The organism is Streptomyces sp. NPDC046203 (genome assembly GCF_040646255.1).
Lineage (GTDB): Bacteria > Actinomycetota > Actinomycetes > Streptomycetales > Streptomycetaceae > Streptomyces.
On record NZ_JBEYZX010000032.1, the window covers coordinates 26900 to 50716 of the forward strand.

At 73.3% G+C, this 23817-nt stretch carries 17 protein-coding genes and 1 other RNA gene; 6 read left to right on the forward strand and 12 right to left on the reverse strand.

Features of this window, described 5'->3' with window-relative positions:
• The first annotated feature begins 1004 nt into the window (after positions 1–1004).
• Positions 1005–1832, forward strand: coding sequence for a helix-turn-helix domain-containing protein (locus ABZ990_RS21725; protein WP_361233874.1), 828 nt, complete (start codon positions 1005–1007; stop codon positions 1830–1832).
• Positions 1833–1870: 38 nt separating this feature from the next.
• Here the strand turns inward: ABZ990_RS21725 and ABZ990_RS21730 are convergent, their stop codons facing one another.
• The 3 genes from ABZ990_RS21730 to ABZ990_RS21740 all read right to left on the reverse strand — a co-directional run bounded on the left by ABZ990_RS21730 (position 1871) and on the right by ABZ990_RS21740 (position 4121).
• Positions 1871–2422: a GNAT family protein gene (locus tag ABZ990_RS21730; protein ID WP_361233877.1), complete on the reverse strand. Its 552-nt coding sequence runs from the start codon at positions 2420–2422 to the stop codon at positions 1871–1873.
• Between the two features lie 171 nt (positions 2423–2593).
• Positions 2594–2977, reverse strand: coding sequence for a hypothetical protein (locus ABZ990_RS21735; protein ID WP_361233879.1), 384 nt, complete (start codon positions 2975–2977; stop codon positions 2594–2596).
• Between the two features lie 184 nt (positions 2978–3161).
• On the reverse strand, positions 3162–4121 hold the full coding sequence (locus ABZ990_RS21740) for a LysR family transcriptional regulator (protein ID WP_361233882.1): 960 nt from the start codon (positions 4119–4121) through the stop codon (positions 3162–3164).
• A gap of 83 nt (positions 4122–4204) precedes the next feature.
• On the opposite strand from ABZ990_RS21740, the gene ABZ990_RS21745 reads away from it, so the two are divergent.
• Both ABZ990_RS21745 and ABZ990_RS21750 read left to right on the forward strand, forming a co-directional pair.
• Positions 4205–5581 carry an MFS transporter gene (locus ABZ990_RS21745; RefSeq protein WP_361233885.1) on the forward strand — a complete coding sequence of 459 codons (1377 nt, stop codon included), beginning with the start codon at positions 4205–4207 and terminating at the stop codon, positions 5579–5581.
• A 44-nt stretch (positions 5582–5625) separates the two neighbouring features.
• Complete coding sequence (locus ABZ990_RS21750; RefSeq protein WP_361233888.1) at positions 5626–5955, forward strand: type II toxin-antitoxin system prevent-host-death family antitoxin; 330 nt, start codon at positions 5626–5628, stop codon at positions 5953–5955.
• 205 nt (positions 5956–6160) lie between these two features.
• Here the strand turns inward: ABZ990_RS21750 and ssrA are convergent.
• The 5 genes from ssrA to ftsE form a co-directional block, all read right to left on the reverse strand.
• Positions 6161–6529: a transfer-messenger RNA gene (gene ssrA / locus ABZ990_RS21755) on the reverse strand.
• 91 nt (positions 6530–6620) lie between these two features.
• The gene (gene smpB, locus ABZ990_RS21760) at positions 6621–7163 is read right to left on the reverse strand and encodes an SsrA-binding protein SmpB (RefSeq protein ID WP_361233891.1); all 543 of its coding nucleotides are present in this window, start codon (positions 7161–7163) and stop codon (positions 6621–6623) included.
• A gap of 18 nt (positions 7164–7181) precedes the next feature.
• Positions 7182–8561 (reverse strand): S41 family peptidase, encoded by a 1380-nt coding sequence (locus ABZ990_RS21765; RefSeq protein ID WP_361233894.1) that lies wholly within the window; start codon positions 8559–8561, stop codon positions 7182–7184.
• Between the two features lie 181 nt (positions 8562–8742).
• Positions 8743–9663 carry a permease-like cell division protein FtsX gene (gene ftsX / locus ABZ990_RS21770; RefSeq protein ID WP_361233896.1) on the reverse strand — a complete coding sequence of 307 codons (921 nt, stop codon included), beginning with the start codon at positions 9661–9663 and terminating at the stop codon, positions 8743–8745.
• Positions 9664–9682: 19 nt separating this feature from the next.
• Positions 9683–10372, reverse strand: a complete 690-nt coding sequence (gene ftsE, locus ABZ990_RS21775; RefSeq protein WP_361233899.1) for a cell division ATP-binding protein FtsE — start codon at positions 10370–10372, stop codon at positions 9683–9685.
• A 224-nt stretch (positions 10373–10596) separates the two neighbouring features.
• Between ftsE and ABZ990_RS21780 the strand changes: the two genes are divergently transcribed.
• Complete coding sequence (locus tag ABZ990_RS21780) at positions 10597–10782, forward strand: hypothetical protein (RefSeq protein ID WP_361233902.1); 186 nt, start codon at positions 10597–10599, stop codon at positions 10780–10782.
• A 335-nt stretch (positions 10783–11117) separates the two neighbouring features.
• On the opposite strand, the gene ABZ990_RS21785 is transcribed toward ABZ990_RS21780, so the two are convergent.
• The 4 genes from ABZ990_RS21785 to ABZ990_RS21800 all read right to left on the reverse strand — a co-directional run bounded on the left by ABZ990_RS21785 (position 11118) and on the right by ABZ990_RS21800 (position 17486).
• A complete protein-coding gene (locus ABZ990_RS21785; RefSeq protein ID WP_361233905.1) occupies positions 11118–12083 on the reverse strand; it encodes an LPXTG cell wall anchor domain-containing protein in 966 nt (321 codons plus the stop codon).
• 485 nt (positions 12084–12568) lie between these two features.
• Positions 12569–13684, reverse strand: a complete 1116-nt coding sequence (prfB, locus tag ABZ990_RS21790) for a peptide chain release factor 2 (RefSeq protein WP_361233908.1) — start codon at positions 13682–13684, stop codon at positions 12569–12571.
• A gap of 239 nt (positions 13685–13923) precedes the next feature.
• The gene (locus tag ABZ990_RS21795; protein WP_361233911.1) at positions 13924–15171 is read right to left on the reverse strand and encodes a protein kinase; all 1248 of its coding nucleotides are present in this window, start codon (positions 15169–15171) and stop codon (positions 13924–13926) included.
• Positions 15172–15680: 509 nt separating this feature from the next.
• A complete protein-coding gene (locus tag ABZ990_RS21800; protein ID WP_361233913.1) occupies positions 15681–17486 on the reverse strand; it encodes a protein kinase in 1806 nt (601 codons plus the stop codon).
• A gap of 740 nt (positions 17487–18226) precedes the next feature.
• On the opposite strand from ABZ990_RS21800, the gene ABZ990_RS21805 reads away from it, so the two are divergent.
• Together ABZ990_RS21805 and ABZ990_RS21810 are read left to right on the forward strand one after the other, a co-directional pair.
• A complete protein-coding gene (locus ABZ990_RS21805; RefSeq protein ID WP_361233987.1) occupies positions 18227–21916 on the forward strand; it encodes an FtsK/SpoIIIE domain-containing protein in 3690 nt (1229 codons plus the stop codon).
• A gap of 441 nt (positions 21917–22357) precedes the next feature.
• Positions 22358–23728, forward strand: a complete 1371-nt coding sequence (locus ABZ990_RS21810; RefSeq protein ID WP_361233916.1) for an extracellular solute-binding protein — start codon at positions 22358–22360, stop codon at positions 23726–23728.
• Positions 23729–23817: the final 89 nt, after the last annotated feature.

The window sequence follows — 23817 nt, forward strand, 5'->3', positions numbered from 1 at the left end:
CATGGGGGCGAGGTGGCGGGGGGCGGGCGCGCACGAGTACGGGACGGCAGGCGGGCGGCCCGCACGGGAGTGAAACGGCAAGGGCCGGGCCCGCACGAGCACAAGGCGGCAAGGGGCGAGCGCATGTGTGATTGAGCAACGTTGGCCTTTTTTGTGGCTCCTTCGCCTCCGGGTGCCTGGTGCGTGTGTCGACGGTCGACCGTGCTCGGCCCACTCGTTCCTCGCGGGCCTGTGCGCGCTCTCCCTTTCGACACCCGCGGCACCCTTCGGCTCACTCGCCCGTAAACGGCACCCCGCACGCCTTCGCAACGACAAGGGCGGACGAACAGTCATGAGTGGCCCAGGGGGTGGACCCCCGCCCCTGGGGCACCGACAAGTGCGGGCTCACCCTGCCGCCTTGCGCTCGTGCGGGCCGGCCTTGCCCCTGTGAGTGCGGGCCACGCCCCTGCCGTCACGTCTTTGTGTGGGTTGCTGTGTACGGCCGAGTGAGCCGAAGGGGTGCGTCGGGGGAACAGTGCCGAACGCGCACAGGCCCGCGAGGAACGAGTGGGCCGAGCACGATCGGTGCTGTGAGTCCGACTCCAGCACCCCGGAGGCGAAGGAGGCACAAAAAAGGCCAACGTGAAGCAAGCAACATGCGCTCGCCTGTAGCCGTCTCGCGTCCGTGCGGGCCAGTTCCCTGCCGTCTCACCCGCGTGCGGGCCACGCCCCAGCCGCCGCACCTACACGCAGGCCTCACCCCAGCCGCCGTACCCGACTGCAAGTGCGATCGCAATCGCGATCGCGCCATAAAAGACAAAAAGGGTCGGCCCGGGCGTACGGGGGAGTCGCCCGGGCCGACCTGAACCGGAGCGGCTCGGGGGGTGGCCGGTCCGGTTGTCTTGATGTCCCCGCAGGTCAACGCCGGGGCACCCACAGCATGAACGTTGAACGGTTTAATATCTACGAATCGTTTTTCCTACGAATTCACACACGGAGAAACCAGGCCCCCAGGGGAGGGTGCGGTGAACAAGACGGCCTTGCGCGCCCTGCTCAAGGAGCGCCGTGAGCTGATCGCCCCCGAGGCCCATGGCCTGTCCCGCCCGACGGGCCGCGGCCGCCGTGCCCGCGGGCTGTCGCAGCAGCAGGTCGACGAGCTGACGTGCCGGGCCATCGACACGTACAACCGGCTGGAGACCGGCCGTTATCCGAATCCGCCCGCCGACTATCTGCGCCAGGTCGCCCGTCTCTTCGGGCTGAACGAGCAGGAGTGGGTGTCGCTGTGCCGGTACGCGGGGATCGGCGACCCTCCGGGGCCGCTGCATCCGTCCTCGGGCCTGGAGGTGCCGGGGGTGTGGCAGGAGGCCGTGGACGGGATCCGGCACATGGCGTACGTGACCGACGCGTCCTGGAATCTGCTCGCGCACAACCGGCACTTCGCCGACATGTATCCGGGTGGTGTGGCCCCGTCGAACACCATGCGCTGGATGCTGCTCGACAAGTCGGCCCGTGACGCGGTGCTCGTGGACTGGCGTGCGGGCTGGGCGCCGTTGATCCTGCCGCAGTTGCACGCCGCTCTGGCCGCGCGCCGTGACGACGAGACGCTGCGGCAGATCGAACGGGAGGTCCGGGCCGATCCGGATCTCGGGCCGCTGTGGGAGGCGGGCGGCGCGCATATCCATCCGGACGGCGACGAGCGTCCGATCCGTCATGCGCTGCTGGGCGCCGGGCACGTCTCGATCTGCGCGGCCCAGCCGCTCACGGCACCGGGGGCCCGTCTGATCATCATGATCTTCCGGCCGGGCCCCCGGAAGTCCCACGCCCGCACCCCGATGCTGCGGGTCCTGACGTAGCGCCTGCCGTCGCGATCCGCCCGCGCCCGCGCCCGCCGTCAGACGGACGGGGGCGGCGGGTCGTCGTGCAGGATCCGCTGGAAGAGACGGTGGTCGCGCCAGGCGCCGTCGATGTGGAGGCAGCGGGGCGCGGTGCCGATCCGTTCGAAGCCGCACTTGGCGAGGACTCGCTGGGAGGCGTGGTTGTCGAGCAGGGTGCCGGCTTCGATGCGGTGCAGGCCGAGTTCGTCGCGGGCGGCCCGGCACACCTCCTCGGTCAGGGCGGTGGCCAGGCCCCGGCCGCCGTATTCGGCGTCGGTCCAGTAGCCGAGTGTGGCGTTGCGGTAGGGGCCGAGGACGATCCCGGAGAGCGTCGCCGAGCCGACGATCCGGCCGTCCCGGCACTCGCGGTCCCGGCTCTCGTCCACGGCGAACCAGCGCAGGCCGCCGTCGCCCAGCCGGGCGGCCTGGGCTTCCGGCGTGTAGTACGACTCGGTGCGGTTCGGTTCGAAGGGGCGCATGGCGGCGCGGTTGCGCAGCAGGGCGGCGGCGAGACCCGCCGCCTCGGCAGGGTCCGCGGGGTCCGCGCGTCTGATCGTTATGGAGGTCATCCGCGTACCGTAGACGCGCGCGTACGCGGGGTGCGACGGGAAATCGCAGCCGGTCAGGACCACGGCCGAGGCCCACGGACCCGGCGGCCCGGCGGACCCCACGGACACGACAGGCCCCGACAACCGGGCATATGCCAAAGCGGCGCGGAGGCGCGAGCGGGACTCCGCCCGTCATGGATTCGCCGCAACATAAATGAAGAGCGCGGCCGGTGGCACGACCAGGAAGAACAGATGGCTGGCCACGCTGCGACCCATCCGGAACACGGCGAACACCAGCAGCCCGCCCACCAGCCAGCCGACGTACATCCGCGCCATCAACGCGTGCGTGGCGTCCGTCTCCGCCTGGGTGACCGCGTCGGGCGCTCCGAAGGTGATGCCCGAGCCGATGCCCATGAGGAGAAGCCACCAGCACAGCAGGAGGTTCCCCACGCCGACGAGCACGGCCACCGCGCCGTCGGCCCGGCGCACCCGCCGGTACCAGGCACGCCCCCGCTTCTCCCCCGCCGCGTCCGCCGTACCCGCCGCGTCCGCCGCGCTTCCGCTCGCCGTGTCCATGCCCCTCAGGCTGCCCCGGTCCGGGACGACGGCACATGAGTACGGGTACTCAAGCACCCCACCCCACTCCACCCCACCGGGCCGCGCGGCACAGCACCGGGCGCCCCGACCCCACCGCGCCCCACCAGCCCCGGCTCTCCCGGCAGCCGGACCTCGACAGTCCGAGCCCCCTCCGGCCGCCGGGCTACGGCAGTCCGGGTTCCCCCTCCGGCAGCCAGGCCCCCTCCGGACGGGTCAGCCAGCCTTCCCTCGCGCCGAGTTCGGCGGCGGCGCGGCGGAGCGCGTCGAGGCCGGGGTGGCGAAGGCCCTTGCGCCACACCAGGCTCACGGGTGACAGCGGTACGGGGTCGACCAGCGGACGCAGCACGCTGCCCGGCATATGCGGGAAGTCGACGGCGGCGAGAACGGGCACGGGGTCCTTGGCCATGAACCGCCGGAACTCCTCCTTGCCGATGATCATCGGCGCGGGCGGCGCGACCTCGATGCCGCGCCCCTCGAAGAGCCGTACGGCCAGGTCGGTCCACTCCGGCGTACGGTCGTTGCCGGCGCCCGCGTAGACGGCTCGGCCCGCGAGCGCGCCGAGCGGGACCTCGGCGAGGCCGGCGAGCGGGTCGCTCTCGCCCAGCAGGACGCCCATCGGCACGTACCGGACGAACTGCGCCTCCACCCGGGCCCGCAGATCCGGCAGCAGCCCGCCGTACCGGCCGAAGGAGGCGTCGAGCCGGCCGGACAGGATCTCCCGTACGGCGCCGGTCAGTCCGCTCTCGTAGCGGGGCATCAGTTCCAGGTCGGGGGCGAGTTCGCGGGCGCGGGCCAGCACGCGGTCGTGGGCGAGGCCGGCGGTGTTGAGGTCGACGAGGAGGGGGCGGGGGGAGCCGCGGAAGGCGTCGGCGAGTTCGTCGTGGGCGGCGAGGACCTTGTGCGCGTACGGGAGCAGCCGGACGCCCTCCGGGGTGAGCTGGACCTGCCGGGTGGAACGCGCGAACAGTTCGGTGCCCAGGTCGCGTTCGAGCCGCCGGATGTCCCGGCTGAGCGCCTGCTGGGCGATGTAGAGGCGGGCGGCGGCGCGGGTGAAGTGGAGTTCCGCCGCGACGGCGGTGAAGGCGCGCAGGAGCCGGGGGTCGAGATCGTTCGCGGGAGGCACCGCGGCATTCAACAACAAAAGTGCGTGAATCGCGACCAAATTGGTGTTGGACCGGCAGGGCCATGCCAACCGAGCCTTGGTCCATGCCCGATCCGATCCCCACACCTGCCGGGACCCCCGCACCGACCGCGACCCCCACGTCCACCACCTCCCCCGAGGTGACCCTGACACCCGCCGGCCCCGGCCTCGCCCCCCGCTACCGGGAGCGCCCGAACCGCACGGCCCGCACGGAACACCCGGACCGCCCGGCCCGTCCGGAACACCCAAGCCCCACGGCCCGCCCGGCCCGCCCCGCCCCCACCAATCCCTACCTCCGCCTCTTCACCCTGCCCGGCACCCGCGCGTTCGTGCTCGGCAATCTGGTCGCCCGGCTGCCGGTGGGCATGTTCGGGGTCGGTATCGTCCTGCTGATCGCCCGCACCTACGACTCGTACGCCCTGGCCGGCTCGGTCAGCGCCGCCGGCCTGGTCGCGGGCGGGCTCACGGCGCCGTGGGTCGCCCGGATGGTCGACCGGTACGGCCAGGCCAGGGTCGCGCTGCCCGCCGCCGCCTGGGCTGTCGTCGGACAGCTCGCCCTGGTGGCGTGCGTGCACGTCCGGACGCCGGCCTGGGCCCTGATCGTCACCACCGTGCTCTCCTCGACCGCCCCCAACCTCGGCGGCATGGCGCGGGCCCGCTGGGCGTATCTGCTGAAGGACGACCCGGACTCCCTGCACACGGCCAACGCTTTCGAGCAGGCCGCCGACGAACTGTGCTTCATGCTCGGCCCGGTGCTCGCGGCGCTGCTGTGCTCGGCGCTGTTCCCGTCCGCCGCCGCGCTCATCGGCTCGGCGCTGCTGCTCACCGGCACCGTGCTGTTCACCGCGCAGCGCGCCACGGAACCGCCGGTCGCCCCGCCCTCCGCCATCGGCGGCCCCTCGCCGCTGCGCGCGCCCGGCATGCCGGCGCTGCTGGTGATGTTCCTGGCCACGGGCGCCGTCTTCGGCTCGATGGAGGTCTCCACCCTCGCGTTCGTCGACGGGCCGGGGGCCGGGCCCGTGCTGGCGCTCCAGGCGGCGGGCTCCTGTATCGCGGGGCTCGTCTACGGCCGGGTCCGGCGCGCCGCGCCGCTCGCGGCCTGCCTCGCCGCGATGACCGTCCTGATGACCCTGCCCCTGCTGGCCGCCGCGCTCACCGGTTCCCTGCTGGTCCTCGCGGGCGCGCTGCTGGTCGCGGGCATGGCGACCGCGCCGACGATGGTCACGGGCATGGGCGAGGTGCAGCGGCTGACCCCGGACGGCCGCCTCAACGAGGGCATGACCCTCGCCGTGACCGCCCTGCTCGGCGGCATCGCGGCGGGCTCGGCCACCGGCGGCTGGCTCGTCGACCACGCCCCGTCCGTCACGTACGGCTTCCTCGTCCCCACGACGGCGGCGGCCATGGCCCTGACCGCCCGCGTGACGACCCGCCGCCGCGCCTGAGCGGGGGCGGGTTCCCGGGGCCCGAACACGATAGGAAGAGGGCTGTGAACGAAGAGCCGAATCGCATCCCCGACGATGCCGCCCCTCCCTCTGATGCCCTGCCGTCCGTTCCGCTGTCCGAAGCCGGCGCCCGGCTCCCCCAGCTGGTCACCTTCGCCGAGCACACCGGGCAGATCACCGCCCTCACCCGCTACGGCCGACCCGTCGCCGCCATCGTGCCCGCCGAACTTCTTCCGCTCCTCGCTGGAACGGCCGCCGAACCCGCCCGGGTCGACGCCGCCTTCTCGGCCGCCGTCCAGGCCCATGCCGCCGGCATCACCGGCACCAGTCATGAGGAGAACGCGACGATTCTCGACGGGTTGCGCCGGGATTGACCGGGTGGCCGGGCCATCGCATCAGGCGGAACACCGAAAGAACCGAGGCCGCAAAAGGCTGCCTCGGCCACCCGGACGAGGTGCGGCCGTAGAACACCCGGGACGGGAACACGGCGACCCAGCGGACAGGCGATCCCAGAGGGGTCCGGACATGACGAAGGCCCGGCGGTCCTTGCGGACCACCGGGCCTTCGCCCACATGGGATGAGTGGAGATGGCGGGAATCGAACCCGCGTCCAACGGTGCGGAACCAGGGCTTCTCCGTGTGCAGTCTGGTGCGATTTTCTCAGCCCTCCGGATCACCCAGACAAGTCCGGAACGGGCTCAGTCACTGTTTGATTTCCCTCTTCACCCCGTGACCGGGATCAAGGTTTAGTTTCCTAGATGATGCCAGGATCCGGGTCGGAAACAGCCCCGGGCTGACACTTCGCAAGTCGCTACTTAGGCAGCGAGGGCGAAGGAATCGCGCTTGGTGTTGGCGATTATAGGTTTCGGCGCGTGGTTTACGAGATCATTGCCGCTTCCTCGACACGCTTCCCCTGCTTCGACATCCGCTGTCGAAACCGATCATCCCCATGTTGATTTTTCAAATCGTGCGCCCTCGGTGGGGTGCACGGCCCATCGTACGTGACCAACGCCGACGGTCGCCAGCGTATTCCCGGGGCGTCACCCCAGCTTGGCGGCCCGCTGCCGGCGCCGGGCGGCGGAGATCGCGCGGCTCGCCTCACGGGTGTCCTGCTGCTCGCGCAGCGTCTGCCGCTTGTCGTACTCCTTCTTGCCCCTGGCGAGCGCGATCTCGCACTTCACCCGGCTGCCCAGGAAGTACAGCGCCAGGGGCACGATCGTGTGACCCGTCTCGGACGCCTTCTGCTCCAGCTTGTCGATCTCGGCGCGGTGCATCAGCAGCTTGCGCTTCCGCTTCGCCGAGTGGTTGGTCCAGCTGCCCTGGACGTACTCCGGGACGTGGATGTTGTGCAGCCACGCCTCGTGGCCGTCGATCTGGACGAATCCGTCCACGAGCGACGCCCGCCCCATCCGCAGCGACTTCACCTCGGTTCCCATGAGGACCACACCGGCCTCGTAGGTGTCCAGGATGTGGTAGTCGTGTCGCGCCTTCTTGTTCTGCGCGATGAGCTTGCGCTCCGGCCCCTTGTCCTGGGTCTTCTTCTTCGCAGGCTTGCCCTGCACGTTGACGAGTCCCTTAGCCATAGTGCGGTCATTTTCGCACTACGAGCCCCCTCCGAGGCCACTCAATACTGTGCGGGCCCGTTCCTCGGCCCGCTGCTCCGCCCTGGCCCCCGGCGCCTGCCGCACGAGGACGTCCGGGGTGATGCCGTGGCCGTCCACCGCGTTCCCGGCGGGGGTGCGGTAGTGGCCGACGGTCAGTTCGGCGACCGAGCCGCCGGGCAGGGCCTCGGGCATCTGTACGGATCCCTTGCCGAACGTGCGCGAGCCGACCGTGACGGCCCGGCCCCGGTCCTTCAGGGCGCCGGTCAGCAGTTCGGCGGCGCTCATGGTGCCGCCGTCGACGAGCGCCACCAGGGGCCGCGCGGTGTCGCCGCCGCCCTCCGCGTACACGGCGTGCTGGCTGCCGTCCATGTCGTACGTGGCGATCAGCCCGCCGTCGAGGAAGGCGGAGGCCGCGGTACGGGCCTCGGCGAGCAGTCCGCCGGAATTGCCGCGCAGATCGAGCAGGATCCCGGTGCCGGCCGGTGCGGTGCGCACGGCCGTGCGTATCCGCTCGCCCGTTCCCTTGGTGAAGGCGGTGACGCGGACGAGGACCGCGCCGTCGTCAAGGCGGCGGACCGTGACCGGGTCGGTGACGAGCCGGGCCCGGCGCAGCGGCTGGGACCACGCCGCCCGGCCGCGTTCGACGCCGAGGGTGACCGTGGTGCCAGGTGCCGTGGAGTGGGCGGCTGGAGAGTCGGCGGCCGGGGAGCCGGAGGCCGCAGAACCGGCGGCCGGGGAACCGGGAGCCACAGAACTGGGAGCCACAGAGCCGGGGACTTCGTCGCCGCGCAGCAGCGCGACGACCTCGGAGACGGACCGGTCGCCGACCGGGCTCCCGTCGACGGCGGTGATCCGGTCGCCGGCCCGCAGTCCCGCGCGGGCGGCGGGGCCGCCGGGCAGGACCCGGCTGATCTCGACGCGGCCCGCGCCCGCGCGTCGGGCGGAGAGTCCGACGCCGGTGTACGAACCGTCCAGGCTCTGCTCGAACTCGGCGTATTCGCGTGCGTCGTAGACCGCGCCCCAGCGGTCGCCGCTGCGCGAGACGAACTCCTCGGCCGCCTGCTTGCCCGACTTCCCGTCAGCGACGGCGTCGGCGGCGGCGCGGGCCAGCGCGTCACGGTCGACGGGCACCACGGCGGAGCCGCCGTAACCCCCGGGGCCGCCGGGGCCGAGGGCGGCGCTCAGGGCCGTACCGGACGGCGGGGACAGGTCCGGGGACCCGGCCGCGGCGGGTGGCTCCGGGGCGGCCGGGCGGCGCGGCAGGGCGCCGGTGGCCGCGGCCGTACCGATCACTCCGGTGAACACCAACGTCAAGACGGCCCCACGGAGAACTCCGCGGGGCCGTCGACAGAACTCGGGGCCGGCACCGGCACGCATGCGGCCACTCTAGGACAACCGGATGACAAGCGGAGGGCGCCGTAAGGCCCTTGGCCGTACGGCGCCCTCCGTGATCCGGTGCCCCTGGCGTCCCAACCGCCCCGCCCCGCCCCCCGTCCCGACCCCGTACCGACCCCCGCCCCGAGGTCACCCGGGGCCGGGGCGGTACGAGGCCGGACGGTCACACCTTCAGGTACTTGCGCAGCGCGACGAACGCCGCAATGGACGGCATCAGCAGTCCGATGACGAGGACCAGCGGAAGCTGGGCGAGGACGACGTCCCAGCCGACGAAGTTCACCAGCGGCATCTGCTGGGCCAGTTCGAGTCCGTGATCGACGAGGAAGTAGTGCCCGCCGAGCAGCAGCACGCACGCGAAGAGGCCGCCGATGAGGCCGGAGAACGCGGCCTCCGCGATGAACGGGATCTGGATGTAGAAGTTGGTCGCGCCGACGAGCCGCATGATGCCGGTCTCGCGGCGGCGGCTGAACGCGGACACCCGGACCGTGTTGATGATCAGCATCAGCGCGATGACGAGCATCAGGAACATGAGGGCGACGGCGGCATAGTTGACGCTGCGCATCATGTTGAAGAGGGTCTCCAGGATGGACCGCTGGTCCTGGATCGACTCGACACCGTCACGGCCCGCGAAGGCCGTGGCCACGACCTTGTATTTCTCCGGGTCCTTCAGCTTCACCCGGAAGGATTCCTGCATCTGGTCCGGGGTGACGACGGACGCGATCGCCGTGTCGCTGTACTGCTGCTTGTAGTGCTTGTACGCCTCGTCGGCGGTCTCGTGATGGACCGTCTCGACGAGGTCCTTCATGTTCCTGAGGTCGGACTCGATCTCCTTCTTCTGCTGCGCGGTGACCGCTCCCTTGGCGCACTTGGCGCTGGAGGCGGCGTCGCTCTTGTTGCAGAGGAAGATGGAGACGTTGACCTTGTCGTACCAGTAGTCCTTCATCGTGCTGACCTGCTCGCGCATGAGCAGGGCGCCGCCGAAGAGGGCCAGCGAGAGGGCGACGGAGACGATGACCGCGAAGGTCATCGTGAGATTGCGGCGAAGACCGACACCGATCTCCGAGAGCACGAACTGAGCGCGCATATGACTGTTCTCCCGCCCGTCAGTGCTGGTAGCCGTAAACGCCGCGGGCCTGGTCGCGGACGAGTCGGCCCTTCTCCAGCTCGATGACGCGCTTGCGCATCTGGTCGACGATGTTCTGGTCGTGGGTCGCCATGACGACGGTGGTCCCTGTCCTGTTGATGCGGTCGAGCAGCTTCATGATGCCGACGGAGGTCTGCGGGTCGAGGTTGCCGGTGGGCTCGTCCGCGATCAGCAGCATGGGGCGGTTCACGAAGGCCCGGGCGATGGCGACACGCTGCTGCTCACCACCGGACAGCTCGCCCGGCATGCGGTCCTCCTTGCCGCCGAGGCCGACCAGGTCGAGCACCTGGGGGACGGCCTTGCGGATCTCGCCGCGCGGCTTGCCGATGACCTCCTGGGCGAAGGCGACGTTCTCGGCCACGGTCTTGTTGGGCAGCAGACGGAAGTCCTGGAACACCGTGCCCAACTGGCGGCGCATATGCGGCACCTTCCAGTTGGAAAGGCGGGCGAGGTCCTTGCCCAGGACGTGCACCTGCCCGTGGCTGGCGCGCTCCTCGCGCAGGATCAGCCGCAGGAAGGTCGACTTTCCGGAGCCGGAGGAACCGACGAGGAAGATGAACTCCCCCTTCTCGATCTCCAGGGAAACGTCCCGGAGCGCGGGGCGGTTCTGCTTCGGATAGGACTTGGAGACGTTGTCGAATCGGATCACGGATGCACCACGGTCGGCCGGGAGTAGGTGTGCGTGACCATACGCGAACGGACATGGCCCGCGCAGTCGCGGACCGCGCTTGTGTCCTTTATCCTTTTCGTCCTTCCGGGCGACCCGGCCCGGGGCGCGCCGAAACGCGCCGGAGCTGGCACAGTGGTAGAGGAACGCCGGGGCCGCCCCGGACGTTCTTCGAGAAGGAGCCCGGTGCGGGAGGAGGAGAGCGCATGACCTATGACCGACTGGTGTGCGCCAACTGCGCGGCGCCCGTCGCGGAGGGCCGCTGCCCCGTCTGCCGCGCGAACCGCGAGCGTCTGCCCCAGCCGACGGGAGTGACGCCGGCGATGCTGCTGGCCCTGGTGGTCGCCCTGGTGGCGGCGACGGCCCTGCTGGTGGCGGTACGGGGGCTGTGAGCCCGTAAGCCCGTACGGCCGTGAGCCCCGCGAGCAGGAGTGCGTGAGGCGTGCGGGGCGTACGGGGCGTGTGGAGGCACCCGAGGGCGTGCGCGCGGATGCGTCGCGCCGTGCGCATGGCGTACGGAGACACCACACCGACGTACGTACAGTGTTCGGAGCAGCCGGTGTACCCGGGCGCGAAGGACGGAGCACGGAGCACGGAGCACGGAGCACGCGGAGGATACGGAGTACGGGAAAGGGCCGGGGCACCTGGTGAGGCGCCCCGGCCCTTCGCGTCCGGTCTCAGCGGACCGTGTCCCCTGGGGGCCTAAGCGCCCGCGGGATCAGCGGTCTCAGACGGCGGCGCGAGCGCCACCGACGAGGCGGGGCAGGATCCGGAAGCCGATGCCGCCGGCGATCATGGTGGCGGCGCCGATGATCAGGAACGACGTCTCCGCCGCACCGGTCTCGGCGAGCTCCTCCTTGACCTGGCCCTGCTCGACGGGCTGCGAGCCGGCGTTGTTGGCGCCGTTGTCGTTGCCGCCACCGCTGGTGCCGGTGCCGCCGGCGCACTCGGCGCCGTCGACGGTCACGGTGCAGTTGGCGTCGCCACCGTTGTCGTGGCCACCGTTGCCGGTGTTGCCGTTACCGCCCGTGCCGTTGCCGTTGCCGTGGTCGCCGCCGTTGCCGCCAGTGCCCTGGTCGCCACCGGTGCCGTTGCCACCGCCGGTGCCATTGTGGCCGCCGGTCCCGTTGCCACCGCCGGTGCCATTGTTGCCACCGGTCCCGTTGCCACCGCCGGTGCCATTGTTGCCACCGGTCCCGTTGTTGCCGCCGGTGCCATTGTTGCCACCGGTCCCGTTGTCACCACCGGTCCCGTTGTCACCACCGGTCCCGTTGTCGCCACCGGTGCCGTTGTCACCGCCGGTCCCGTTGTCACCGCCAGTGCCGTTGTCGCCACCGGTGCCGTTGTCACCGCCGGTCCCGTTGTCACCGCCGGTGCCGTTGTCACCGCCAGTGCCGTTGTCGCCACCGGTGCCGTTGTCACCGCCGGTCCCGTTGTCACCGCCGGTGCCGTTGTCGCCACCGGTCCCGTTGTCACCACCGGTCCCGTTGTCACCGCCAGTGCCGTTGCCCGGGTCGCAGCCCTCCGGGTTCGCGCCACAGTCGTCGCCCGGGCCGTCACCCTGGATCTCGGAAGAGAAACCGATGCCCACCCCGGCCGCCGAAGCGGCGCCGGCCGCCGTCAGCGACGCGCCGGCCGCGATCACCGCGCCGGCCGCGATCCGCGCGATACGGATCCGCGTCTTCTTCGTCATGTGCTTGCTACCCCCAGTAGCTCATCTTGTCCGTAGAGCCGCGGCCCGGGGCCCGGGCACTGGGGGCGATCACCGTGAGATCCGGACCTGCCCCCGTCCACACACGCCCCGGAGACACGCGTGCCGCGTGCCACCCTTCCGAGTTTCAAAGAACTCGTCAAGGCCGTTGCGCGTGCGATGCCGGAAAGCTCCCGATCCGCCCGCCCTGCGGCGATGCAACTGTGACGTAAACCTGAACTCCCGCCTCTTCCAAGCCAGTTCCCTTGTCGACAAAGCGCCAGCTCGATCACCCCACCGCTTGCGCGCGCGAATCGCCGACCATCCGACCGTGCGTTCCCGCCGGTTCCCGACGGTTCCCACGAGTCTTCCGCGACCACCCGACCGCCCCGGATACGACGACCGGCCCGGGGCCCCGCTCATCTGGTGAGCGGGGCCCCGGGCCGTATGTGCATGGTGCGTAAAGCGGGGGCGGGCCCCCGGCGGGCCTACGCGTCCGCCTGCTCCTGCTGCTTGCGCCAGCGGATGCCGGCCTCCAGGAAGCCGTCGATCTCGCCGTCGAGGACGGACTGCGGGTTGCCGACCTCGTGCTCGGTGCGCAGGTCCTTGACCATCTGGTACGGGTGGAGGACGTACGAACGCATCTGGTTGCCCCAGGAGCTGCCGCCGTCGCCCTTGAGCGCGTCCATCCTGGCGCGCTCCTCCTGGCGCTGGCGCTCAAGGAGCTTGGCCTGGAGGACGTTCATGGCGCTCGCCTTGTTCTGGATCTGGGAGCGCTCGTTCTGGCAGGAGACCACGATGCCGGTCGGGATGTGCGTGATGCGCACCGCCGAGTCGGTGGTGTTGACGCCCTGGCCGCCGGGGCCGGAGGCGCGGTAGACGTCGATGCGCAGCTCCGACTCGTCGATGTCGACGTGGTCGGACTGCTCGACGACCGGGAGCACCTCGACGCCCGCGAAGGAGGTCTGGCGGCGGCCCTGGTTGTCGAAGGGGGAGATGCGGACGAGGCGGTGGGTGCCCTGCTCGACGGAGAGGGTGCCGTACGCGTACGGGGCCTTGACCACGAAGGTGGTCGACTTGATGCCGGCCTCTTCCGCGTACGAGGTCTCGTAGATCTCGGTCGAGTAGCCGTGGCGCTCGGCCCAGCGCAGGTACATGCGCTGGAGGCGCTCCGCGAAGTCGGAGGCGTCGACGCCGCCCGCCTCGGCGCGGATGTTGACCAGCGCCTCGCGCTCGTCGTACTCGCCGGACAGGAGGGTGCGGACCTCCATCTCGTCGAGCGCCTTGCGGACGTTGACGAGCTCGCCCTCGGCCTCGGCCCGGGTGTCCGAGTCGTCCATCTCCTCGGCCAGCTCGAACAGGACCGCGAGGTCGTCGATGCGGCCGCGCAGGGTCTCGGCCTTGCGGACCTCGGCCTGGAGGCGCGAGAGCCGGCTCGTGATCTTCTGCGCCGCCTCGGGGTCGTCCCACAGGGACGGGGCCGCGGCCTGCTCTTCGAGCACGGCGATGTCTGCCCTCATCTTTTCGAGGTCCAGGACGGCCTCGATCGACCCCATGGTCGAGGAGAGGGACTTCAGCTCTTCGGATACATCGACGACTGCCACGCGTCCAGCGTAACGGCTCATGGCGCGGAGCCGGACCTGTGGATCCCCGCATATGCCCGCCGGGCCCGGCTCATACGCGGCTCATTCGCGGCTCACGCACGGCTCGAACGCGGCCCACGCGCCGTACGAACGCCGTGCGCCCGCCGTACGAACACCGCGTGGGCGCGCCGCGCGCGGGCGGGTACGGGCCGGCCCGGCCGGGGCCGCGCGGGCCCCCGCCGGGCCGGGCCCGCGCGTCCTTACGGCTGCGCGCTCCGTGTCGTCTCCTGCGCGTCGCGCGGCGGCGCGTCGGCGTCCCCGGAGGCGGCCAGATAGCCGCCGACCCCGAGCGCGGCGACCAGGACGGCCGCCGCGACGCCCAGGGTGATCCGGCGCTTGCGGACCGCGTCCGCCTTGTGGCGGGCCGAGCCGGGGCGGCGGGCGCCCGCCGAGCGCGGGGCGCGGGCGGTGCCGAGGGGGCCGCCGGACAGCTCGTCGGGGGCGGGCACGCGCATGGAGGTGTGCGTGTCGCGGTTGGAGTCGGTGGAGGCGCCCGGCACCAGCGGGACGGCGGCCCGGCGCGGGGCGGGCTCGCTGTCCGGCCGGCCGGCGTACGCGTCCGGCGCGCCGCCCGCCTCGCCCGCCGGGTCCGCGTCCGGCTCGTCGACGTCGAGCGGCGGGATGCCCTTGAGGGTGGGCAGTACGTCCCGCAGCCGGGTCGCCAGCTCGGAGGCGCGCAGCCGGGACGCCGGGGCCTTGGCCAGGCACTGGACGATCAGCTGCCACAGCTCTTCGGGGATGCCGGGCAGCGGGACGACGGTCTCGGTGACGTGGCGGCGCAGGACGGCGCCCGGGTGGCCGCCGCCGAACGGCGTGAACCCGGCGAGCAGTTCGTACAGCACCGTGGCGAGGGCGTAGATGTCGACGGCGGCGCGGGGCGGCAGGCCCTCGACGATCTCGGGGGCGAGGTAGTCGGGGGTGCCGATGATCCGGGTGGCCTTGGTGCGGCCGGGGGTGTCGATGAGCTTGGCGACGCCGAAGTCGGTGAGCAGCGCCGGGTGGGCGCCGCCGGGGCCGAGCGGGCCCTCCATGTCGAGCAGGATGTTCTCGGGCTTGACGTCCCGGTGGACCACACCGGCCTTGTGCGCGGCGGCGAGGCCGTCGGCGACGTCGGCGATGATCGCGACGGCGGCCTCGGGCGCGAGCCGGCGTTCGCGGTCGAGGCGGGTGCGCAGATCGGTGCCGCGGATCAGGTCCATGACCAGCGCGAGATCGTTGCCGTCGACGACGAGGTCGCGGACGGAGACCACGTGCGGGTGGTCGAGGCCGAGCAGGGCGGTGCGTTCCTGAACGAAGCGGCCGACGAGTTCCTGGTCGGCGGCGAGGTCCTCGCGCAACAGCTTGATGGCGACGGGGCCCTCGGGTCCCTCGCCGAGCCACACCGTGCCGGCGCTGCCCCGGCCGAGGATCTGGTGGGCCGTGTAGCGGCTGCCGATATTCCGTGCCAAGACTGCTCCCTCAGCGGCTGCGGTTCGCGACAAAGTTACGCGTCCGGAGAGTCGGACCGGCACTTCCGAGGGGAAAACACCCCGAGGAAGTCGACATGTCGATGGCCTGATCCGTCTCCGGGTGCCCCGCCCCGCCAGTTACCCCCGGTTACCACTCGGTGGAGACGGTGGTATGGGCGGGGCAGAGCGGGTCACCGCGGGGCGCGATACGCGCGACGGTAGGGGAGACAGTACGGGTGCCGCGGACCGCGCGGCGACCTGCGGGGCGGGAGGCGGCCCGGCCGGCGCACCGGCCGCCGTGAAGCGGTCGGGTGGCCGAGCGGTCGGGAAGGCCGGCGACAGCCAGGAACGGCCGGGGCGCCGACCCGGCACGCGGCAACGGGTGGTGGCAGGCGACGGGTGGTGACGGCGTCCGGCAGCCGGTTGTCCGATCCGCCGGTCGGCCGGCTACCGGCTACCGGCTACCGGCTACCGGCCGGTCACTGACCGGCCGGTAGCGGTCGGCGGGGTCACTGGCCGGTGGTGTCGCCGCCCGTGCCCAGGCCCGTGCCCGTGCTCTGGGTGACCGAGGAGATCCAGTCGCTCAGCGAGGAGATGCCGTCGCCGATCGCCTGCCAGTAGCCCTTGCCCTGGGCGACCCAGTCCTGGAGCGGGGTCAGCTCCCAGACGAGCCAGCCCGCCACCACGAACAGCACGATCGTGAAGAGGCAGCCCTTGAGGCAGCCGAGCCCCGGGATACGCATCGGGTTGGCGCCGCGCTGGCGCGGCGGACGCGGCTCGCGCGGCGCGGGTGCGGGCGCGGGCGCGGGCGCCGCCGGGGGCGGCTGCGGGGGCGCGTACTGCTGCTGCGGCGGCTGGGGAGCGTACTGCTGCGGATGCGGCTGCTGGTACGGCGCCGGCGGCGGGGCCTGCGGGGGCCGCTGCGGCTGCTGGTACTGCTGGGGCGGCCGGGGCGGGTGCTGGTACTGCTGCGGCGGCGGTTGCTGCTGATACTGCTGCGGCTGCTGCGGCTGCTGCGGGGGCTGCTGGGGCTGGGGGCGGCGCTGCGGGCGCCGGCGCAGGGGGTCCTCGCCCGGGTCGAGGTACTGCATCTCCGTCTGCTCGTTGCGGTCGCGGGCCGCGCGCAGCTGGTTCTGCCAGGGGTGCGGCTGCTCGCCCGGCGGGTCCTGCGGTACGGGGGGCATGGCCCGGGTCGGGTCGGCGCCGCCCTGGCCGGGGCCCGCAGCGGGGAGCACGGCGGTCGGGTCGGCCGCACCGGCCGGTCCGCCGGCCGGCAGCACGCTGGTGGGCGCGGCCGGGTCGTACGAGCCCTGCCGGCCGATCCCCGCCGGGGCGGCGGAACCGGCGGGCAGCACCTGGGTGGCGCCGGCCGGGTCGTTCCCGGCGCCCGGGACCGGCGCGGGGGCCGGGTCGGGCGCGAGCAGCGCGCCGACGCCCTCGGCGGCCTCGATCTGGTCGGGGGTGGCGTGCACGCCGATGCCGGCGGCGACGGTCCGCAGCCCTCGGGCGAGGTTCTCGGCGCTGGGCCGCTCATCCGGGTTCTTGCGCAGACAGCGCTCTATCACCGTCCACAGCGGGGTGGGCACGGTGGAGGGACGGCGCGGCTCCTCGGTGAGGTGCTGGTGCAGCACCTCCAGGGCGGTGCCGCCGCCGAACGGGGGCCGGCCGGTGACCAGCTCGTACAGCAGGATGCCGGCGCCGTAGATGTCGACGGCGGAAGTCTGCGGGCGGCCCTCGGCGGACTCGGGCGCCACGTACGCGGGCGTGCCGACGAACTCGTGGGTGCGGGTCAGGCCCGGGGAGTCGGCGAGGCGCGCGATGCCGAAGTCGGTGAGCATCGGGTACATGCCGTCGCCGTCCTGCCGGAGCAGGACGTTGGCGGGCTTGAGGTCGCGGTGGACGACGCCGTCGGTGTGGCTCGCGGCGAGGGCGTCGGCGATCTGCGCGGTGAGGAGCGCGGCGGCGACCGGGGTGAGCGGGCCGTTCTCGCGGATGTAGCGGTGCAGGTCGGGGCCGTCGACGAGGTCCATGACCAGGGCGAGGACGTCGCCCTCCACGACCAGGTCGCGGGTGCGCACGATGTTGGGGTGGGTGAGCCGCAGCAGCACGGACCGCTCGCGCAGGAAGCGCATCACGATGTCCGCGTCGTTGGCGAGCTCCTCCTTGAGGACCTTGATCGCGACGGTCTCGCCGGGCTCGCCCGGGACCGCCGCCTCCGCGCCGGCCGTCTCCCGCTGGCGGGCTCGCCAGACGGTGCCCGTGGCGCCGCGGCCGAGCGGCTCCTCGAGCAGGTACTTGCTGCCGATAGGCCGCACGTCACGCGCTCCCTGCTGATCGTGGTCCCGGGGTGTCGCCGAATGTCCCCGCGGTCCCTGTGTGTTTCCGTACCCCGTCCAAACCCGCGCCTCGGACGCGCCGGGACCCTTCCGGGGCCCGTCAGGGTGTCCGACCCACTTTAGGGCCTGACCGGTCGATCATGGCCGGGCCCGTGAGCCGGTCAGGGCACTCGTCGCGGGTGCGCGTCGTGGGTACTCGTCGTGGGCGGGCGGGGCGGACGGGGCGGGTGGCGGACGGGACACCCACGCCCGTGCGGCAAGACGCCGAAAGCGGAGGCCGGGTTGCCACCTGGGGCCCGGGAGAACCCTTGGGGGCTCCCCTGGGTGATCCCCCAAGGGTTCTCGGGGGCTCCTTCACGCACTCCCCCGCGCTCCCTGGCGTACGCCCCTGGCGGCGTCGGGGTGCCGCCACGAGCGCGGCCGAGAACGCGGGTGCGGCGGGCGCCCGGAGCGGTCCGAACGCCGGTGCGCTGCAACCACGTACGTACGCAACCAGGCCAAATTCGGCCCATCGGTGACCGGACAAGATCATTTGGTGGCCACCCGGGGGCGGGTTGTCGGTGGCAGGTGCGAGGATGCGTACAGCACGTCGTGTCGAGGGTAGGGAGCCCGCGCGCACCGTGCCGACCTGACCGGACGACGCGTCCGCGTTCGGGTGGGGGGAGCGAGTGGGTGATTCCCCTGCCGGGCGCGCCGCGCAGAAGGGACCGCTGACGGCGATGCAGATCCGGCTGACCGTCCTCGCACCGCACGCCGGCCATGCCGACCACGGTGCGGGGCGCACCTGTGACGTGCTGGTCACCGCCCCCGCGGGGACCGAGCTGGCCGCCGTGGCCGCCGCGCTCGCCACGGCCGTCTCCGGCCCGGAGACCCCCTCGTCCCACGCGACCGTGCTGTACGCGGGCGGGGAGCGGCTGGACACCCGGCGCTGTCTGCTCGGCGAGCCGCCGCTGGTCGACGGCGGCGTGCTGTCCCTCCATGTACCGGGCCCGCCCGGACCGGACGAGCACGTCGGCGAGAAGGCCCCGGCCCGGCTCCATGTGGTCGCGGGTCCCGACGCCGGCGGTGTCCATCTGCTGCACGGCGGAGCGATCGTCATCGGCCGTTCCGTGGACGCGGACGTACCGCTCGACGACCCCGACGTCTCCCGTACCCACTGCACCGTGACCGTCTCCCCGGACGGCCGGGTGACGGTCGCCGACCCCGGCTCCACCAACGGGACGACGCTCGACGGCACGCCCGTCGGCGCGCGGCCGGTGCGTTTCGCGCCGGGCGCGGTGCTGCGCGTCGGCGAGTCCGCCCTGCGTCTGACGACCGGTCCGGCGGGCGGCCCCGAGGACACCCTGGCCACCGTCTCGGACGGCGAGGGCCATCTGCGGGTGGCGCACGCCGGAACCCTGGCCGGCCCGGGGAGCGCAAGCGGCACGAACGGCCCGAACGGCCCGCGCAACGGCGGCCCGAGCACCACGGGTGGCACGGCCGTCACCCCGCTCGGACAGTCGTACGAACCCTTCGGCGGTGCGCGTACGGCGTCGTCCGAGACGCCGACGCACGGCGGCAACCGGCGCCTCGACGGAACGGCCGCCGCGAACGAAGACGGAACCGGAACTGGAACCGGGAACAGGAACGGGAACGGCGAGTGGGACACCGACCGGGACGGGCACGCGCGCGTGGCAGAGCCCGGCGAGTCCCACGCTGAGTCCCCTGGCGATTCCCACGGTGATTCCCACGGCGGGTTCGAGCACCACGGCCGGACCCGGCAGACCCGTAAGCGCGGGATCGGCGCCTGGGCGCGGCGGTTCGCGGGCGGCCGGGAGGAGCCGGAGGCGGAGTACGGCGTGACGCCGGTGCCCGCCTTCCCCGAGGGCCTCGCCGGCGGCACTGGCGGCCCCGGCCGCGCCCCGGCCGACAGCTGGCCCGACCCGGCGGCCGTGCTGCTCACCGCCCTCGGCCCCGGCCCGCGCCTGTGGGAGCGGGGCCTGGACCATCCCGAGGCCCTGGTGGTCCGGCTCGGCACGACCGACCGGGCCGAGCTGTCCGGCGTGCCCGTCACGGTCGGGCTGCGCGAGGCCGGTGCGCTCGGCCTCGCCGGACCCACGGCCCGTCTCGACGGCCTGGCCCGCTCGGTGGTGGCCCAGCTCGCCGCGCTGCACTCCCCCGGCGACCTGGAGATCGTGCTGGTCAGCGCCGACCGCGGCCGCCCCCTGGAAGAGCGGCGCCGCAACTGGGGATGGCTCGGCTGGCTGCCGCACACCCGTCCGGCGCACGGCCAGGACTGCCGGCTGCTTCTCGCGTACGACCGCGACCAGGCCCACGCGCGGCTCACCGAACTGACCCGGCGGCTCGACGGCGGGCCGCTCGGCACGGGCTGGGCGAGCGCCGACCGCGCCGCGATCGCCGAGGCGGCCGCCCGGCACACCGGACCGGTGACGGTCGTGGTCGTCGACGGCGACCCGGGCTCCGCCGCGCTGCGCGAGACGGCGGCGCGGCTCGCGGTGGCGGGCGCCGCCGTCGGGATCCATCTGATCGCGCTGGCCGAGGCGCCGTCCGCGTCGCCGGCCTCGCCGGTCGCCGCGACGTACGAGACGGCGTGCGCGACCTCCCTCGCCTTCCGTGAGTGCGGGGCGGCGGCCCTGCTCAGCGGGGATGTGGCGACCGCGCTGCGGCTGCTGCGGACGGCCGGCGGGCGGGTCGCCGGGCACGGCACGGTCGGGGTGCTCGACGCGGTGTCGGTCGCCTGGGCGGAGCGGTTCGGCCGCGCCCTCGCGCCGCTGCGCCCGGACACGGCCGGCGCGGACGGCGGGCGGACCGCCGCCGCTCTGCCGCCGTCGTCCCGGCTCCTGGACGAACTGGGGCTGGCCCGGGCCACCCCCGCGTCCCTGATGGCCCGCTGGGCCTCGGCCCCGGAGGGTACGGCGGTGCTTGGCGCGGGCCCGCACGGGCCGGCCGCCGTGGACCTCACCAAGGAGGGCCCGCATCTGCTGATCGAGGGCCCGGCGGGCAGCGGCCGCACCGAGCTGCTGCGTTCGATCGCCGCCTCCCTCGCGGCGGGCGGCCGGCCGGACCGGCTGGGCCTGCTCCTGGTCGACGGGGCGGGCGGCGGGCGGGGCGAGGGCCTCGCGGTGTGCACGGAGCTGCCGCATGTCACCGAGCATCTGGTGGCCTCCGATCCGGTACGGATGCGGGAGTTCGCACAGGCGCTGAACGCCGAGCTGAAGCGGCGTGCCGAGCTGCTCGGGGACACCGACTTCGCCGACCGGCGTTCGGCCGGCCGGCTGGTCGGCCAGCGCGCGCCGAGCCCCGCCGAGTCGCTGCCGTCCGCGGCCCCGGCCTCGTCTCCTTCCTCGTCCTCCTCTGCTCTCGCTTCCGTCTCGTCTGGCTCGTCTGTCCCATCCGGCTCGTCTGGCTCGTCTGTCCCGGGGGCCTCCGCACTGACGTCGTCGGCGTCCCGTGCGACGGCGCGGATCCCGGAGGCGCGCTCCGGGGACTCCCGTACGGGTGGCGCGGCCGGGTCCTTGGGCGGCGCCGCCGTTCTCGGGGACACCCCGAGCGGGCGGCTGCCCCGGGCCGGGGCGGCCGACCTCCACGAACGGCCGAGCAGCCGGACGTACCGCACCGGCGGTGACGGCGTCGGCGGTCTCGGGGACACGCCCAGCGGACGGCTCGCCCGTCCGTCGGCCGACCTCTACGACCAGGCGAGCGCCCGGACGTACCGGACCGGCGGCGACAGCGGCGGCGCTCTCGGCGACACACCCAGTACGCGGCTCGCCCGGTCCTCGGGCGGCTCGGCCGCACCGGGAGCCGGTGCCGGTGCCAGTGCCAATACCGGTGTCGGTGCCGGTGCCGGGAGCCCGGCCGACGGGGCGGGGACGCTGCCGAGGCTCGTGGTGATCGTCGACGACTACGACGCGCTGGTGGCGCCCGCGCTCGGCGCGCCGGGACGGCCGGCGGCCGGATCGGTGATGCGGGCCCTGGAGGCCGTGGCGCGGGGCGGGGCGCGGCTCGGCATCCATCTGGTCGCGGCCTCGGCGCAGCCGGACCGGACCTCGGACACGGAACTGGCGCACGGCGCGCGGCTGCGGATCGTCCTCGACCCGCCGCCCGCCGCACCCGACGGCGGCCCGGACGGGCCCCAGCCCGGCCGGGGACGGCTCGGGCATCCGGACGGCCGGGTGACCCCGTTCCAGACGGGCCGGGTGACCGGGCGCATCCCGCGCACGGCGACCCAGCGGCCCACGGTCGTCCCGGTGGAGTGGGAGCGGATGGGCGACCCGCCGGCCCGCCGGCCGATCCGCGAGCTGGGCAACGGCCCGACGGACCTGGCCCTGCTGGCCAGCGCCCTGGACCGGGCGGCCCGGTCGGTCGAGGCCACCCCCATACCTCCGCTGACGTCCCCGGCACCCGCCTGACGGCCGTGTGCCGGGCCGTCGGCCCCCTTCCCCGGATCCGGTACGGGATACGAGCCCCGGCGCGAGACCCCTCGCGCCCTCGTACGGGCCCCGGCACGCCCCTGAGCACCCCCGACGCACGCCCCTGAACCCGCGCCCCTGAGCACCCCTGACGCGCGCCCCCGAAAGCGCTCCGGCGTGCGCCTCGGCACGCCTTGCCGCGCCCCTCGCCGTACCCGCGTCACACCCCGCCGTACCTCCACCGCGCCCCTCGCCGCACCCCCCGCCGAACCCTCACCCACCCCCTCGTTCCGCCCCGCCGCTCCCCGCCTCCTCACCTGACGTCACGTCACGGGCCCATCACAATCGCGCACTTGACACGGAAGGCGGTATTGCGGGCCCCGGCCCCCGGGCGTAGACCGGATGCCACGGACCAGACAGCGCGGGAGAGGCGGGGCTCGGATGCGTCAGGGCAGAGGGCGAACTCTTCGACTCGTCGCGGTGACGGCGCTCGCCGTCCTCACCGCCGCGGCGTGCGGGGGCGGGAACGGAGGATCGGACGACGACCGCCCCTCCGCGGGCACCGGCGGCGGCTCCGCGGACTCCGGACTCACGCTGCCGTCGCTCAAGGGCCAGAAGTTGGAGGTCGCCGCCGTCTGGACCGGGCCGGAGCAGACCAACTTCACCAAGGTCCTCAAGGAGTTCGAGAAGCGCACCGGCGCGACCGTCACGTTCGTGCCCGCCCAGGACCCGATCGTGAACTTCCTCGGCACGAAGATCGCCGGCGGCTCCCCGCCCGATGTGGCGATGCTGCCGCAGGTCGGCGCCATCCGGCAGGCCGTCGCGCAGAAGTGGCTCAAGCCGCTGGGCCCGGAGGCCAAGGCGCAGCTGGCCGCCCACTACGGGAAGGGCTGGCAGAACCTCGGCACCGTCGACGGCACCCCCTACGGGGTGTACTTCAAGGCCGCGAACAAGTCGCTGGTCTGGTACAACGCCGCCGTGTTCGAGAACGCGGGCGCGAGGGAGCCGAAGAGCTGGAAGGAACTGGTCTCCACCGCCGAGACGATCTCGGCGTCCGGGGCCACCCCGGTGTCGGTGGGCGGCGCGGACGGCTGGACGCTGACCGACTGGTTCGAGAACGTCTATCTCTCCCAGGCCGGGCCGGATAAATACGACCGGCTGGCCCGCCATGAACTCAAGTGGACCGACCCGTCCGTCGCCAAGGCGCTGTCCACGCTGGCGGAGCTGTTCGGCAAGCCGTCGCTGCTCGCGGGCGGCACGAACGGCGCGCTGCAGACCGAGTTCCCGGTCTCCGTCTCCCAGACCTTCGCCGGCGGCGGCCAGGCGAAGGCGGCGATGGTGTTCGAGGGCGACTTCTCCGCCGTCAACATCGCCGAGACGGGCGCGAAGATCGGCACGGACGCCAAGGTGTTCCCGTTCCCGGCGGTCGCCGGCGGCACGGCGCCCGTGGTCACGGGCGGCGACGCGGCCGTGGCACTGAAGGACGGCAAGGGGGCGCAGGCGCTCCTCACCTTCCTGGCCTCGCCCGAGGCGGCCGCGATCTGGGCGGCCGAGGGCGGATTCCTCTCCCCCAACAAGTCGCTGGAGCCGGCCGCGTACCCGAACGACGTCCAGCGGACGATCGCCTCGGCGCTGATCGGGGCGGGCGACGCCTTCCGCTTCGACATGTCGGACCAGATGCCCCAGTCGTTCGGCGGGACGCCCGGGAAGGGCGAGTGGAAGGCGCTCCAGGACTTCCTGAAGAACCCGAAGGACGTGTCCGGCACCCAGGCGACGCTGGAAGCCGAGGCCGTCAAGGCGTACAAGGACTGATCGGCGGTGGACCGCGAGCACGGCACCACCGCCTCCCCCTCGTCCGGGGGATCCGGCGACCCCGGCGGGTCCACGGGGACCGCCGGTTC